The organism is Cupriavidus sp. UME77, from assembly GCF_014170355.1.
GTDB classification, from domain to species: Bacteria; Pseudomonadota; Gammaproteobacteria; order Burkholderiales; family Burkholderiaceae; genus Cupriavidus; species Cupriavidus basilensis.
Genome location: NZ_LZZU01000096.1, coordinates 98,178 through 113,405, shown reverse-complemented (window position 1 = coordinate 113,405; position 15,228 = coordinate 98,178). Strand labels below are relative to the sequence as shown.

Below are 15,228 nucleotides of genomic sequence, written 5' to 3'. Positions count from 1 at the left end.
GCTATGTACGGAAGAGATAACCGCTGAAAGCATCTAAGCGGGAAACTCGCCTGAAGATGAGGATTCCCTGGAGCCTTGAGCTCCTTGAAGGGTCGTTCGAGACCAGGACGTTGATAGGCTGGGTGTGGAAGCGCAGTAATGCGTTAAGCTAACCAGTACTAATTGCCCGTAAGGCTTGATCCTATAACCAGTGTGTTTCTACCTGGTGTGAGTGTCGCGTGCCGCTGCAGCAGCAACAAGCAGCTTGGCCGATACGCACAACCCCTACTACATCCCTATTTGCTGCGTTGAGCACACCTCAACGCGGCCACCGTTTATGCCTGGTGACCATAGCGAGTTGGAACCACCCCTTCCCATCCCGAACAGGACCGTGAAACGACTCCACGCCGATGATAGTGCGGATACCCGTGTGAAAGTAGGTAATCGCCAGGCTCTCCCTTGAAACCCCCCAGTACGAAAGTACTGGGGGGTTTTGCTTTTGCACGATCGAAAGTGCGATCGAAATAGCGACGGAAATAACGCTGTCGCTACACCAGGAATCCCCGCGTCAGGGTACCCGAGCCTTCCTTCGCCCATATCCTTCTGTTACCGTTTGTCTCAAGCTCCGGCTTGGTCCGGCGTGACGCGGTTCGATGCATTGACGCAGTTCGAAAGATTGAAATAAGTCCGGGCCGGTGCGCGCCAACAGGCGTGACCAGGCGGTGGCATCCAGGTTTGGGGGATGAATGGCGGCCAGATTTTGCCTGTTGGCACTGACCAGCGTGGTGGGTGCGCTTGTTTTGACGGGTTGCAGCACACTCGGAACGACGTCCCCGCCGCGGGGACCGATCCCGCTGTCAGGGCCTGGCGCCATGGCTGCGCTCTCGTCGAACGACTGCGGCAACTTTGCCGCGCAGATTGAGCAACTCAGGCTAGCCGAACCGGCGCAGACGCCGGTTTCCGCCGAGAGCGCGACAGCGGGCCTGATCGCAACGAGCCAGGACCCAGCCGAAGCCGATCATGCCGAATCCAGCGAGCCGGAAGAGCACCCTACGCTGAAGCGCCTGCCCTTGTTCTCCGCGACACCAAGCGGGCTTAGCAAGCCGGCAGGCTGGCAGCCCTGGACCGTCAATCGCAACAAAATTCCCACGCGCTATACCCTGACAGAAGTCGACCAACGCATGGTGTTGCATGCCGAAGCCGACAGTTCGGCATCCGGCCTGTACGTACCACTGGTCGGGCGCGAGCCGGGCATGCTGAACTGGACATGGAAGACGCGCGACGTCATCCGTAGCGCCGACAACTCACTGGCCCCGCGCGAGGACTCGCCGCTGCGCATCTTCGTCGCCTTCGATGGCGACAAAGGCAGCCTCTCGTTGAAGGATCAGCTGATGTATGAAATGGCGCGGCTGACAACGGGACGGGAGATGCCTTATGCCACGCTGATGTACATCTGGGGCGGGCGCAAGCCTGAAGGATCCGTGGTGTCGAATCCGCACACTGAGCGTGTGCGGATGATCGTGGTCGACTCTGGTACCCGGCATACCGGCGAATGGCGTTGCCACCGGCGCGACCTGCGCGCCGACTATCGCAAGGCCTTCGGGGCCGATCCGGGCAAGGTGGTGGCGATCGGCCTCATGACCGATACCGACAACACCAGGAGCCGCGCCGAAAGCTGGTACGGCGACATCGCGCTGGATTGACGCGCGCTCAGGCCGGCGCGAGCCACTTCTCCGCCAGCTTCACGAAGAAGGTCGAGCCGACCGGCAGGATCTCGTCGTTGAAGTCGTAGCTGGGGTTGTGCAGCATGCAGGGACCCAGGCCGTGGCCGGCTTCGCGGTGCACGCCTTCGCCATTGCCGATGAACAGGTAGCAACCGGGCTTTTCCAGCAACATGAAGGAGAAGTCTTCGGCGCCCATGGTCGGCTCGATCTTGCCGTCGACATTGCCCGCGCCCACCAGCTCGCTCGCCACTTCGACGGCGAACGCGGTTTCCGCTGCGCTGTTGACGGTGGGCGGATAGTTGCGGTGAAACTCGAATTCCACGGTGCAATCGAACGCGCTCGCAACCGCCTTGGAGACTTCTTCCATGCGGCGCTCAATCAGGTCCAGCACCGGCAGCGTGAAAGTGCGCACCGTGCCACCGATCCAGGCCTGGTCCGGCACGATATTGGTGGCATCGCCACCATGGAACTGCGTGACGGAGATTACGGCGGCATCGATCGGGCGCTTGTTGCGGGTAATGATGCCCTGCAGCGCGGACACGATCTGCGCACCGGTGAAAACCGGGTCGTTGCCGTTGTGTGGCAACGCAGCATGCGCGCCCTTGCCGCGCACGACGATGCGGAATTCATTGCTCGACGCCATCAGCGGGCCGGCGGTGGTGCCGAAGCTGCCGGCCGGCATGCCAGGCCAGTTGTGCATGCCGAACACGGCATCGCACGGGAAGCGCTCGAACAGGCCATCCTTGATCATCTCGCGCGCGCCGCCTCCGCCTTCTTCGGCCGGCTGGAAGATCAGGTTGATGGTGCCATCGAAATTCCGGTGCTCGGCCAGATAGCGTGCCGCACCCAGCAGCATTGCGGTGTGGCCGTCATGGCCGCAGGCATGCATGCGGCCGTCGTGCTGAGAGCGGTGGCCGAAGGTGTTGGCTTCCTGCAGCGGCAGGGCATCCATGTCCGCACGAAGGCCGATGCTGCGCTTGCTGCTGCCGTTGCGAATCACGCCGACCAGGCCAGTGGTGCCAAGGCCGCGATGGACCTCGATGCCCCAGGCAGCGAGGTTCTGCGCCACCACGTCGGAGGTCCGTTCCTCCTTGAAGCAAAGCTCCGGATGGGCATGGATGTCGCGTCGGATGCTGCGGATTTCAGGCTGCGCCTGAAGAATTTCGGGGATGAGTGTCATGATGCCAGTTGAGGGCGATGGATACCCCGATCATACGACGCCTTAGTCCAAAGCGCCAAAACAGGCGCCCGGCAGGACACTTCCGCCACTTTCACCAGCGCTTGCGCAGCGCATCATCGCCAACCAGCGCGGGGGTTTCCCCGCATTGCCCCGTATGGTGCAGTGCTGGAACAGTTCATGCTTGATGTGCTTGCCTGGCAACGTTGCCGCCTGTCGCGTCCGTAGCCGCACCAAAATGCGGCGCCTGGCGTGATTTGCCTGCGCTGCCCTTAGTAGTCATTTGCTACATTTCTTCCCGGGAGAGTTGCGCGATGTCCCTTCGCACATGCAAGAAGGCATTCGGTGCCATGGTGGTAACCGCGGCCATGAGCTTCGGTTTTGCCAGCCAGGCCCACGCGGTCGATTTCAAGCTGGCCATGAGTTCGCCCCCGACCTCCATGGATCCGCACTTCTACAACCTGTTCTCCAACATCAACGTCTCCGAGCACATGTTCGAGTGCCTGGTGAAGATGGATGCGGACAGCAAGATCATTCCGGGCCTGGCCGAGTCCTGGAAGCTGGTGAACAACCTGACCTGGGAATTCAAGATCCGCAAGGGCGTGAAGTTCCACGACGGCTCGGAGCTCACCACCGACGATATCGTCTGGTCGCTCGAGCGTCCGTCCACCATCCAGAACAGCCCGGGCAAGTTCGACGTCTACACCAAGGCGATCATCAACAAGAAGGTGATCGACAAGTACACCATCCAGCTCACCACCAACACGCCGTACCCGCTGATGCTGAACGACCTGACGTCGATCTTCATCGTGCAGAAGAAGGCCACGCAGGGCCTGACCTCGGACGACTTCGCGCAAGGCAAGGGCATGATCGGCACCGGCCCCTTCAAGTTCGTCAGCTACGCGCGCGACGACCGGGTCGAGCTGGTGAAGAACCCCGACTACTGGGGTCCCAAGCCCGCCTGGGACAAGGTGACGCTGCGCTTCATCCCGAACCCGGCGACCCGCATGGCAGCACTGCTGTCCGGCGACGTGCAGGCGATAGAGAACGTGCCGACGCCGGACCTGCCGCAGGTGCGCAAGGATCCGAAGCTGTCCTTCTTCTCCAAGATCTCGCATCGCGTGATCTACCTGTACACCGATGACAAGAAAGACAAGTCGCCTTTTGTCACTACCAAGGAAGGCGCGCCGATGGACAAGAACCCGCTGAAGGATGCGCGCGTGCGCAATGCCATCAGCATGGCCATCAACCGCCAGGGCATCAAGGACCGCCTGATGGAAGGCCTCGCCGAGCCGACCAACAACCTGGTGCCGCCCACGCTGTTCGGCTACAACCCGAACCTGAAGACGGTCAAGTACGACCCGGAAGGCGCCAAGAAGCTGCTGGCCGAGGCGGGCTATCCGAACGGCTTCGGCATTACGCTGCACACGCCGAACAACCGCTACGTCAACGACGAGAAGATCGCCCAGACCATTGCGCAGAACCTGACCCGCATCGGCATTGCGACCAAGGTAGAGGGGATGCCGATGGCAACCTATTCTTCCAAGGGTATCAAGCACGAATTCTCGTTCGGCTTGCTGGGCTGGGGCGCGCAAACCGGCGAAGTGAGCTCGCCGCTGCGCGCGCTGCTGGCGTGTGAGGATCCGAAGAAGGGCTTTGGCACGACCAACTGGGGCGAGTACTGCAATCCCAAGATGGACGTGGTGCTGGAAAAGGCGCTGGCCACCGTGGATGACGGCGAGCGTTCCAAGCTGCTGCAGGAAGCTACCGCGATTGCCATCAACGATGGCGGTATCATCCCGATCCACCAGCAGGTGACCACCTGGGCTACCCAGAAGGGCATCACATACGTGCCGCGTACCGACGAACGCACGTACGCGCACAATTTCAAGCCGCAGTGAAGCGAAGCCTTGGGCAGTAGCGGTAAGGCCGGGGAGCGCGACCACAACGCCGCGCTCCCCGGGCGCAAGATCATCTGCAGGTAAAAGCGGGAAAGCGTCCGCGGTCTGGGTGGCCGCTTCCCGGCGAATCATCCCCGGACGGTAGCCGGGCCTAGCCACGAGCCGACTGCCGGTGCAGCCAGGCGGCGCCCACAGGCGCCGTGGCCTGTCATCGGCGAAGGAAAGCTTCCGAACATGCTGGTTTTCATTATTCGGCGCCTGATGCAGAGCGTAGTCGTGCTCTTCGTCATGTCGCTATTGGTTTTCCTGGGCGTCTTTGCCATCGGCAACCCGGTCGATATCCTGATCAATCCTCAGGCCGACCAGGAAGACATCAAGCGCACCATCGCGGCGCTCGGACTCGACAAGCCCCTCTGGGAACAATACTGGATCTTCCTGCGCAACGCGCTGCATGGGGACCTCGGCACCTCGTTCGCGCACGGCACGCCCGCGCTCAAGCTGATCTTCGAGCGCATGCCGGCCACCATGGAGCTGGCCGTGTGCGCCATCCTGCTGGCCGTGCTGCTCGGCATCCCGCTCGGGCTGTGGGCGGGCCTGCGTCCTGGCGGCGTGGCCGGCAAGACCATCATGGGCGTCTCCATCCTCGGCTTCTCGCTGCCCACCTTCTGGGTCGGGCTGATGCTGATCATGGTGTTCGCGGTGCAACTGGGCTGGCTGCCGTCCAACGGGCGCGGTGAAACCACCTCGCTGCTAGGCATCCCCGTCAGCTTCCTGACGGTGGACGGCCTGCGCCACCTGCTGCTGCCGGCGGTGACGCTGTCACTGCTCAATATCGCCATGGTGATCCGTCTCACGCGGGCCGGCACGCAGGAAGCGATGCTGATGGACTACGTGAAGTTCGCGCGGGCCAAGGGCCTGTCGAATACGCGCATCGTGGGCGTGCACGTGCTCAAGAACATCATGATCCCCATCGTCACGGTGATTGCCCTGCAGTTCGGCTCGATCATCGCCTTCGCCATCGTGACCGAATCGATCTTCGCCTGGCCCGGCATGGGCAAGCTGATCATCGATTCCATCCAGCTGCTCGACCGGCCGGTCATCGTGGCCTACCTGATGGTGATCGTGACGTTGTTCATCCTGATCAACCTGCTGGTGGACATCATCTACAGCGTGCTCGATCCGCGCGTGCGTATCGCCGACAACAAGGGCTGAGCTCATGACAACCGCAACCGAAACCACCGCGGCCCCGCCGCTAGCCGAGCAGACCCCGCTGCGGCGCTTCGCCAGCCAGTTTTTCTCGAGCAAGATCGCCGTGACCGGCCTGACCTTGCTGATCGTCATCCTGCTGATCGCGCTGCTGGCGCCCTGGCTGTCGCCGCAGAACCCGTATGACCTTGCTACGCTCGACGTGCTCGATGCGCGCATGGCCCCGGGCGAGCAGTCCGGCAGTGGCATGACCTTCCTGCTTGGCTCGGACGAGCAGGGCCGCGACATTCTCTCGGCCGTGATGTACGGCCTGCGCATCAGCATCGGCGTGGGTGTGGTCAGCACCGTGATCGCGCTGCTGCTGGGCGCCACGCTCGGCCTGATCGCCGGTTTCCTCGGCGGGCGCGTCGAGGCCATCATCATGCGCGTGGCCGACCTGCAGCTGTCGTTTCCGCCCATCCTGCTGGCGTTGATCCTGCTGGCGTTCCTGCGGCCCGGCATCGGCAATATCGTGATCGCGCTGGTGGCGGTGCAGTGGGCTTACTACGCCCGCACCACCCGCAGCGCGGCGCTGGTGGAGCGGCGCAAGGAATATATCGAGGCCGCCACCTGCCTGGGCCTGCCGCCGGGGCGGATCATGTTCCGCCACCTGCTGCCCAACTGCCTGCCGCCCCTGATCGTGATCGCGGCGCTGCAGGTGGCGTCCGCCATCACGCTGGAGGCCACGTTGTCCTTCCTCGGCCTGGGCGTGCCCATTACCGAGCCGTCGCTGGGCTCGCTGATCGCCAACGGACAGCAATACATGCTGTCCGGCAAGTACTGGATCAGCTTCTTCCCGGGCATTGCGCTGGTGGTCACCATCGTGGCCATGAACCTGGTCGCCGACCAGCTTCGCGATGTACTCAATCCGCGCCTGCAAACGCAGTAACGCAGCAAGACAGGAGCGAATATGAGCAAACCGACCCTTGTGGTGGAAGGCCTCAAGACCCAGTTTTTCACGCGCGGCGGTGTCGCGCGCGCCGTCGACGATGTCTCGTTCTCGGTTGGCCGCGGCGAGATCATGGGGCTGGTGGGCGAGTCCGGATCGGGCAAGTCGATGACCGGCTACTCGATCATGGGCCTGATCGATCCGCCCGGCAAAGTGGTGGATGGCCGCATCGAGCTGACCAGCCGCGACGGCGTCACGCGCGACCTGCGCAACCTCACGCCGGCGCAGATGCGCGATGTGCGCGGCAACCGCATCGCGATGATCTTCCAGGACCCGATGATGACGCTGAACCCGGTCCTGCGCATCGACACGCAGATGATCGAGGCCGTGCTGGCGCATGAGAAGGTCGACAAGGCGGTGGCGCGCGAGCGCTCCCGCAACGCGCTGGCCCGCGTCGGGATTCCTTCGCCGGACGAGCGCTTGCGCGCCTATCCCCACCAGTTCTCGGGCGGCATGCGCCAGCGCGTGGCGATTGCCATCGCGCTGCTGAACAAGCCCGACCTGATCATCGCCGACGAGCCAACCACCGCGCTGGACGTAACCATCCAGGGCCAGATCCTGTACGAGATGCAGAAGCTGTGCCGCGAGTCCGGCACCGCGCTGATCTGGATCACCCACGACCTGTCCGTGGTGGCCGGCCTGGCCGATACCGTGTGTGTGATGTACGCGGGCAAGATCGTCGAAGCCGGCGATGTGCGCCAGGTGCTGGAGCGGCCCGAGCATCCCTACACGCACGGCCTGATCAGCTCCGCGCCGTCGCGCAATCCGCGTGGCGCGCCGCTGCGGCAGATTCCCGGCATGACGCCATCGTTGCTGAACCTGCCGGCCGGTTGTGCTTTCCGCGAGCGCTGCGCTTACGCCACCGATGTGTGCAAGACCACGCCGCCGCTCGACACCGCGGCAGACGGGCGCCGCCTGCGCTGCTTTCATCCGGTTCTCTCCCAGCAGGAGGCCGCATGAGCGCCGCCGTTGTTGATCCCGCCCTCGCCGCCATGACGACTGATTCCAGCGCGGAACCCACGCCCAACGCGCCTATCCTCGAGTTGCAAGGCGTGTCCAAGCGCTTTGTCAAATCGCTCGACGCCGCAGCCAAGATCGCCAACCTCTTCGGCGCAGGCGCGAAGGAGGAGGTAGTGCATGCGGTCGACCGGGTCGACCTGTCCATTCGCGCGGGCGAGGTGGTGGGCCTCGTCGGCGAGTCCGGCTGTGGCAAGTCCACGCTGGGGCGCATGGCGGTGGGCCTGCATTCTCTGACCGAAGGCTCACGCCTGTGGCGCGGCGTTGACCTGGACCGCCTGCCGCCGGAAAAGAAGCGCGAGAAGCAGCTGGCGATCCAGATGATTTTCCAGGATCCGTATGCATCGCTGAATCCGCGCCTGCGCGTGATGGATATCGTTGGCGAGGCGCCGGTCGTGCACGGCATGGTGCCGGCCAGCGAGCAGAAGCGCTACGTGGAAGACATGCTGGTGCGTGTGGGCATGGACCCCACCGTGCTGCGCCGCTTTCCGCACCAGTTCTCGGGCGGGCAACGCGCGCGCATCGGCATTGCGCGCGCGCTGGCGGTCAAGCCGGAATTCCTGGTGTGCGATGAGTCGGTAGCGGCGCTGGATGTCTCGATCCAGGCGCAGGTGCTGAATCTCTTCATGCGCTTGCGGCAGGACTTGAACCTGACCTACCTGTTCATCAGCCACGACCTGGGCGTGGTCAAGCACATCAGCGACCGGGTGGTGATCATGTACCTGGGGCGGGTGGTGGAGTCGGCGCCGGCGGAAGATGTCTTTGCCAGCCCCAACCATCCCTACACGCAGGCGCTGCTGGCCGAGGCCCCGAAGCTGGAGGTGGGCAAGAAGACCTTCGTGGCGATCAAAGGCGAAATTCCCTCGCCGCTGAACCCGCCACCGGGCTGCCATTTTCATCCGCGCTGCCCGCATGCGATGCCGCGTTGCCGGGAGGAGCAGCCGCTGTTGAAGGAAATCGCGCCGATGCGGTTTTCGGCTTGCCACCTGAACGACATGGCGTAGGTGCTGTCAGCACCGGGCCCACATGGCCCGTCTCACGCGTGCGCGAGACGGGCCATGTGCCCATCAGCGGATGACCTGCCCCCGCGAGTTGATGATGGTCATCTCGACAAATTTCGAGCCAACGTGGCTGTCCGGGCTGAAGTTGATGATGTAGCCGCCGAGGTCGACGTTTCTCATGCTTTCCAGCGCGGTGATCAGCTTTTCGCGGGTGAGGTCCTTGCCGGCGCGGCGCGTGCCTTCGACAAAGGCCTTGGCGGCGATGAAGCCTTCGATGCTGGCGTAGTCGAACTCGTTGGGCTTACCGGCCGCCTGCAGCAGGCGCAGGTACTCGCGCACCACCGGCAGCGTGGCGTTGCCAGGGTGGGGCATGACTTGCGAAATGATCACGCCGCTGCCCTTGGCGCCGACCTCCTTGGCGAGTGCCTGGGTGCCGACGAACGAGACGTTGTAGAACTGGCCATTGAAGCCGCGGCGCAGCGCTTCCTTCACGAAGGCGCCAGCGGTCCGGTACGCGTTGATCATCACCACCGCGTCGGGCTTGGACTTCATGGCGCCCTGCATGGCGTCGCCGATCTCCACCGTATTGCGCACCACGCCCTCGCGCGCGACGATCTGCACGCCGCTGTCGGGCGCGGCCTTGAGGGCGCGTTCGAGCGCATCCAGGCCGGCCTTGCCGTAGGCGTCCTCGTTGTAGACCACGGCAACCCGCTTGAGGCCGGTGACGCGCACCTGGCGCAGGATGGCCGCGGCTTCCTCGTTGAAGCCGGCGCGCACGTGGAAGGCATAGCGGTTGAACGGCTCGCGCAGCGACTGGGCGCCACTGTAGGGGGCGAAGAACGGCACCCTGGCCTGGGTGGCCAGCGGCAGCGAGGCCTCGCCTGTCTCCGTGCCGACGTAGCCGAACAGTGCGAAGGCGTGGTCCTCGTCGATCAGCGCGCGGGTGTTCTTGGCGGCGGATTCCGGCTCGTTGAAGTCGTCCAGCACCTTGAGCTCGATCTTGCGGCCGTAGATGCCGCCGTGCTGGTTGATGTAATCGAAGTAGAGCCGCGCGCCAGAATTGAGCTGCTTGCCTAGCGTGGCGGTAGGCCCGGTGAGGGCAGCCGACTGGCCCAGCAGGATGGTGTCCGCGCTGACGCCGTTCTCGGCGCTGGCATTGGCAACGAATGAGCCGATGGCGCATGCCACCAGCAGGCCGGCAATGCGCCAGCCCCTGACCCCAGAATGCACTTGCATGGTTTCCCCGTGAAAAACGGTGTGTTCTTTACCCGTGAATGCCTTGCCGGTCTGTGCCGGCGCTGCCCTGGCGCCATCCCCTGGCGCAGCGTCGGGCTATCATAATCGAATACAATCAGAGCCTAACAATTTCCCCCGGCGGCGCCCGTCGGGGCGACGCCGGCATACAACACGCGATGCCACCAGGCTAGTCCGGCAACGGCCTTTCCTGCAGGGTGACCAGGTCCCGCCGCGTGTGGTCGCTCAGCCGCCCCAGTGCATGCTGCCCCAAGGCAGTCGCGCCGCCCGTCCCCAATTGCTTGCCAGGAGAGTCCATGGCTTCCCGCATCGTCCGTGCTGCTTGCCCGCACGATTGTCCTGATACCTGTGCGTTGCTCGTCACCGTCGAAGACGGCCGCGCGACCAAGGTGGCGGGAGATCCCGACCATCCCGGCACCCAGGGCGTGCTGTGCACCAAGGTCTCGCGCTACACGGAGCGCACTTACCACCCTGACCGCCTGCTGACGCCGATGAAGCGGGTCGGCCGCAAGGGCGAAGGCAAGTTCGAGCCGATTTCCTGGGACGAGGCGCTGGACACCGTGGCCACCCGCTTGTCTGCCATCGCCGCGCGCGACCCGCAGGCCATCCTGCCGTACAGCTATGCGGGCACCATGGGGCTGGTGCAGGGCGAGAGCATGGCGGCGCGCTTTTTTCACAAGCTGGGCGCCTCGCTGCTTGACCGCACGATCTGCGCCAGCGCCGGTGCCACCGCGCTGCGCTACACGTACGGAGCCAGCATCGGCATGGATATCGAGCATGTGCCCGATGCCAAGCTCATCATCATCTGGGGCGGCAACCCCATCGCCTCCAACCTGCATTTCTGGACGCGGGTGCAACAAGCCAAGCGGCGCGGCGCCACCCTGGTGGCGATCGACCCGTACCGCTCGCTGACCGCCGAGAAATGCCATCGCCACATCGCCTTGATGCCCGGCACCGACGGCGCGCTGGCGCTGGCGATGATGCACGTGCTGATGCGCGACGACCTTCTCGACTTTGAGTACATCGCGAGCCACACGGTGGGCTTCGAGGCGCTGCGCGAACGTGTCCAGGCCTACACCCCGCAGCGCGCGGCCGAGATTTGCGGCGTCAGCGTGGACGACATCGAATGGCTGGCCGGCCTCTACGGGCAACTCGCGGTGCGCGAGCGCCAGCCGGTGGCGATCCGCCTGAACTATGGCATGCAGCGTTCGCACGGCGGTGGCCAGGCGGTGCGCGCGGTGGCATGCCTGCCGTCGCTGGTGGGTGCCTGGCGCCACGCGGCCGGGGGCCTGCAGCTGTCCACGTCGGGCTTCTTCCCGGTGGACAACCTGGCGCTGCAGCGCCCGGACTTGCTGCCGGGCCTGCCGGCGCTGCCCCGCACGGTCAACATGAGCACCATCGGCGACGCGCTGCTGGATGCCGGTGATGGCGCGGGCAACCCGAAGATCGAGGCGCTGGTGGTCTATAACAGCAACCCGGTGGCGGTCGCGCCGCAGTCGACCAAGGTGGCCGAAGGCTTCGCGCGCGAGGACCTGTTTACCGTGGTGCTGGAGCAGTTCCGCACCGATACGGCTGACTACGCCGACATCCTGCTGCCGGCCACCACCCAGCTCGAGCACGTGGATGTGCACAAGGCCTACGGCCATACGTACTTCCTGGCCAACAACCAGGCCATCGCGCCGCTGGGCGAGGCCATGCCCAACACCGAGATCTTCCGCCGCCTGGCCCAGCGCATGGGCTTTGCCGAGCCGTGCTTTGCCGATAGCGACGAAGATATCGCCGCCCAGGCCATCGTGGCCACGGACCCGCGCGCGGCAGGCATCAGTTGGGAGTCGCTCAAGGCACAGGGCTGGCAAAAGCTCAACCTGCCGGCGGCGCCGCTCGCCGAGGGCGGCTTTGCCACGGCGTCCGGCAAGTGCGAGTTCTACTCGGAGATCATGCGCCGCGATGGCCTCGATCCCTTGCCCGACTACGTGCCCCCGTACGAGACCCCCGCGACCGCGCCGGAACTGGCTGCGCGCTATCCGCTGGCGATGATCTCGCCGCCGGCGCGCAATTTCCTCAACAGCTCGTTCGTCAACGTCGACAGCCTGCGCGCCACCGAAGGCGAGCCGCACCTGGACATCCATCCTGATGACGCCGCCCCGCGTGGCATCGCCAGTGGCAGCATGGTGCGCGCCTTCAACGACCGCGGCAGCATGCTGGCGCGTGCCCGCGTGACCGACCGGGCCCGGCGCGGGCTGGTGGTGGGGCTGTCGATCTGGTGGAAGAAGCTGGCGCCGGATGGCAAGAACGCCAACGAGCTCACCAGCCAGCGGCTGACCGACCTGGGCCGTGCGCCGGTGTTCTACGATTGCCTGGTGCAAGTGGAAGCTGCATCGGCTGCGGCCGCCGCCACCGCCTAGCCGCCATGAACCTGCGCCGGGCACGCACGCTTCAAGCCCTGGCTGCACTGGGGCTTGCCGCGCTGCTGTCCGGCTGCGACACGGTCGGCTACTACGCGCAGTCGATCGGCGGCCACCTTGGGGTGATGGCGGATTCCCGGCCATTGCCCGACGCCATTGCCGCGGCGCAGCAAGCCAAGGATACGCGGCTGGCTCAGCGCCTGGCTCTCGCCGGCACCATCCGCGACTTCGCCTCGCATGAGCTGAAGCTGCCTGACAACGGCAGCTACCGGCGCTACGCCAACCTGCACCGGTCGTATGTGGTGTGGAGCGTGTTCGCGACCCCCGAGTTGTCGATGGAACTGCACAAATGGTGCTTCCTGGTGGTGGGCTGCATCAGCTACCGCGGTTATTACGCGCAGGCGGATGCCGACGGCTATGCGCAGAGTCTGCGCAAGGAGGGCCTGGAGCCGTATGTCGCCGGCATCCCGGCGTATTCCACGCTGGGCTATTTCGACGACCCGCTGCTCAACACCTTCGTCTACCAGCCCGAAGGCGAACTGGCACGGCTGATCTTCCACGAACTGGCGCACCAGGTGGTCTATGTGCGCAATGACACCACCTTCAACGAGTCTTTTGCCACGGCGGTGGAAACGGCCGGGGTGGAGCGCTGGCTGGCGCTGGCGGCGTCGCCCGATGCCCGCGCCAGCTACCGCCAGTACGACCTGCGCCGCCAGCAATTTCGCGCGACGCTGCTGGACACGCGCGATCGGCTCGATGCGCTCTATCACTCGCCCCTGTCGGACGATGCCAAGCGCGCGGGCAAGGCGGAAATCTTCGCCGGCCTGCGTGCGCGCTATGCGAAGCTCAAGGAAGAGTGGGGCGGCTACAGCGGCTACGATCGCTGGTTCGAGCGGCCGCTGACCAATGCGCAGCTTGCCGCGGTGGCGACCTACCAGCAATGGGTGCCGGCTTTCACGGTGCTCCTGGCGCAAAACGGTGGCGACTGGACGGCGTTCTATGCCGAGGTCCGGCGCATCGGCGATCTGCCGCGCGCCGAACGCGATGCCCGCCTGCGCCAGCTGGCGCCGCCGGCCAGTGGCGCCGATGCGCTGACCGCCGGCGAGAGCGGGACCGCGGTTGGGGCCGCGATCGGCGCGGCACGCGCCAGCGGCGCGCCCGACACGCCATCCGCGCCCGCGGCGGGTGCCAAGCCTTGATGGACTGACTAGGTGCCCGTTTAGGTGCCCGTTGGGCGCTTCATCCGGCAGACCGACGGCAGATTCAGGTCTCCCCCTGCCGTCGTGCTGTCGAGGCGGAAGCCGTACTGCGTGCCTTCCACGCCAACCTTGACGGTCTTGCCGTCCACCGGCGCGATGGTCGAGACCACCTGCGGCAGCAGCAACTGGTGATCGCTCTTGCGCATCAGCACGTCGCCAACGGGCGAGCGGTACTGCATGCCCTCGAGCGCAAACGCGATGCTGGTCGGGTCGTCGGATCTGGCGCGGCGAATCGCCTCGCTGAGCATTTGCACGGCGATCAGCACGCGCGGGGCGAAGTATTCGCCCGCCGGGGTTTGCCTGACCCGCGCCGCCAGCGCCGCCAGCACTGGATCGTCGCCGTTGGGCAGGTACTCGGCGACCCAGGTCAGGTGCGCGTTCTTTGCCTGCGACACGGCCAGCACGGTGCCGGGCGCGCCGCCGCCACTGTGGTTCAGGTAGTTCAGTTCGTAGCCGGCCTCGCCGCCGGCCTTGATCAGCAGGCTGAGGTCCTGGCCCCAGTTGCCCGTGACCACGGTATCGGCGCCGCTTTCCTTGATCCGGCTCATGTACGGCGCGAAGTCCTTGACTCGCGCCAGCGGGTGCAGCGCCTCGCCGACGAACTGCACGTCGGGCCGCGCTCCCGCGATCATCTGCCGCCCCAGTGCTGCCCAGATGCGGCCCTGGGTGTAATCCTGGTTGAGCAGGTAGACCTTGCGCATGCCCTTTTGCTCGCGCGCGAAATTGGCCAGCGCGCGCATTTTCATCGCCGTGTTCGCTTCGGTGGCGAAGTGCCAGAAGCTGCAGCGCGCGCCCGTCAGGTCGGGGTCGAGCGAGGCGTAGTTCATGATCAGCACGCGCTGACCGGGGTTGCGCTCGTTGTGCCGGTTGACGGCCTCCACCAGCGCCGTGACCACCGGCGAGCCAGATGCGCCGGTGAACACCACGTGCACGCCGGCGTCGATCGCGCTTTGCAGCGCGATGAGGCTTTCCTGCGCAGAGAGCTTGTTGTCGTAGCTCACCAGCGCGTAGTTGCGCCCGAGCACCCCGCCCTGGGCGTTGGCGTCGTCGAGCGCGAACTTCAGGTTGGCCTGGAAGATCTGGCCGACGTTGGCCAGTGGCCCGGACAACTGGTCGATGAACGCCACCTTGATGGGCGCGGCGGCGCCGTCTTGCGTTTTTTCCTGCGCTTTTTCCTGGGCCTGTAGCGGCAGCGCGCCGACCAGCGCGAGCGCGGCAACGGCGACGCTGCGCATGAACACGCCACGCGCCAGCGCGGCGATCTGGGCGGCGGCGCGTGGCGCGTGCCTCAAGTCATGGGACATCGATCCTCTCCTT

At 65.2% G+C, this 15,228-nt stretch carries 11 protein-coding genes and 2 rRNA genes; 10 read left to right on the top strand and 3 right to left on the bottom strand.

The features are described 5' to 3' along the window. From A9975_RS37110 to A9975_RS37100, 3 genes are all read left to right on the top strand, one after another. Positions 1 to 183: ribosomal RNA gene (locus A9975_RS37110) — 23S ribosomal RNA — on the top strand; the annotation flags it as partial. A 136-nt stretch (positions 184 to 319) separates the two neighbouring features. Further along, a 5S ribosomal RNA gene (rrf, locus tag A9975_RS37105) occupies positions 320 to 432 on the top strand. A 419-nt stretch (positions 433 to 851) separates the two neighbouring features. Further along, complete coding sequence (locus A9975_RS37100; protein WP_255504284.1) at positions 852 to 1,682, top strand: DUF3047 domain-containing protein; 831 nt, start codon at positions 852 to 854, stop codon at positions 1,680 to 1,682. 7 nt (positions 1,683 to 1,689) lie between these two features. Here A9975_RS37100 and A9975_RS37095 read toward each other — a convergent pair whose 3' ends face one another. Continuing rightward, positions 1,690 to 2,883 carry a M20 aminoacylase family protein gene (locus A9975_RS37095; protein WP_174423072.1) on the bottom strand — a complete coding sequence of 398 codons (1,194 nt, stop codon included), beginning with the start codon at positions 2,881 to 2,883 and terminating at the stop codon, positions 1,690 to 1,692. Positions 2,884 to 3,194: 311 nt separating this feature from the next. On the opposite strand from A9975_RS37095, the gene A9975_RS37090 reads away from it, so the two are divergent. The 5 genes from A9975_RS37090 (at position 3,195) to A9975_RS37070 (ending at position 8,996) form a co-directional block, all read left to right on the top strand. Further along, positions 3,195 to 4,781: an ABC transporter substrate-binding protein gene (locus A9975_RS37090; RefSeq protein WP_043349901.1), complete on the top strand. Its 1,587-nt coding sequence runs from the start codon at positions 3,195 to 3,197 to the stop codon at positions 4,779 to 4,781. A gap of 234 nt (positions 4,782 to 5,015) precedes the next feature. Next, the gene (locus tag A9975_RS37085; protein WP_006163472.1) at positions 5,016 to 5,993 is read left to right on the top strand and encodes an ABC transporter permease; all 978 of its coding nucleotides are present in this window, start codon (positions 5,016 to 5,018) and stop codon (positions 5,991 to 5,993) included. Between the two features lie 4 nt (positions 5,994 to 5,997). Then, positions 5,998 to 6,915 (top strand): ABC transporter permease, encoded by a 918-nt coding sequence (locus A9975_RS37080; protein ID WP_150993204.1) that lies wholly within the window; start codon positions 5,998 to 6,000, stop codon positions 6,913 to 6,915. Positions 6,916 to 6,936: 21 nt separating this feature from the next. Beyond that, the gene (locus A9975_RS37075; RefSeq protein ID WP_043422230.1) at positions 6,937 to 7,935 is read left to right on the top strand and encodes an ABC transporter ATP-binding protein; all 999 of its coding nucleotides are present in this window, start codon (positions 6,937 to 6,939) and stop codon (positions 7,933 to 7,935) included. Then, on the top strand, positions 7,932 to 8,996 hold the full coding sequence (locus A9975_RS37070) for an ABC transporter ATP-binding protein (RefSeq protein ID WP_043349891.1): 1,065 nt from the start codon (positions 7,932 to 7,934) through the stop codon (positions 8,994 to 8,996). The genes A9975_RS37075 and A9975_RS37070 overlap by 4 nt, the downstream gene beginning before the upstream one ends. A gap of 63 nt (positions 8,997 to 9,059) precedes the next feature. Here the strand turns inward: A9975_RS37070 and A9975_RS37065 are convergent, their stop codons facing one another. Then, complete coding sequence (locus A9975_RS37065; RefSeq protein WP_183037070.1) at positions 9,060 to 10,229, bottom strand: ABC transporter substrate-binding protein; 1,170 nt, start codon at positions 10,227 to 10,229, stop codon at positions 9,060 to 9,062. A gap of 314 nt (positions 10,230 to 10,543) precedes the next feature. Between A9975_RS37065 and A9975_RS37060 the strand changes: the two genes are divergently transcribed. Together A9975_RS37060 and A9975_RS37055 are read left to right on the top strand one after the other, a co-directional pair. Next, positions 10,544 to 12,652, top strand: a complete 2,109-nt coding sequence (locus A9975_RS37060) for a molybdopterin-dependent oxidoreductase (RefSeq protein ID WP_183037069.1) — start codon at positions 10,544 to 10,546, stop codon at positions 12,650 to 12,652. Between the two features lie 5 nt (positions 12,653 to 12,657). Further along, positions 12,658 to 13,851 carry an aminopeptidase gene (locus A9975_RS37055; protein WP_183037068.1) on the top strand — a complete coding sequence of 398 codons (1,194 nt, stop codon included), beginning with the start codon at positions 12,658 to 12,660 and terminating at the stop codon, positions 13,849 to 13,851. A gap of 20 nt (positions 13,852 to 13,871) precedes the next feature. Here A9975_RS37055 and A9975_RS37050 read toward each other — a convergent pair whose 3' ends face one another. Then, on the bottom strand, positions 13,872 to 15,215 hold the full coding sequence (locus tag A9975_RS37050; protein ID WP_183037067.1) for a branched-chain amino acid ABC transporter substrate-binding protein: 1,344 nt from the start codon (positions 15,213 to 15,215) through the stop codon (positions 13,872 to 13,874). Positions 15,216 to 15,228 lie beyond the last annotated feature (13 nt).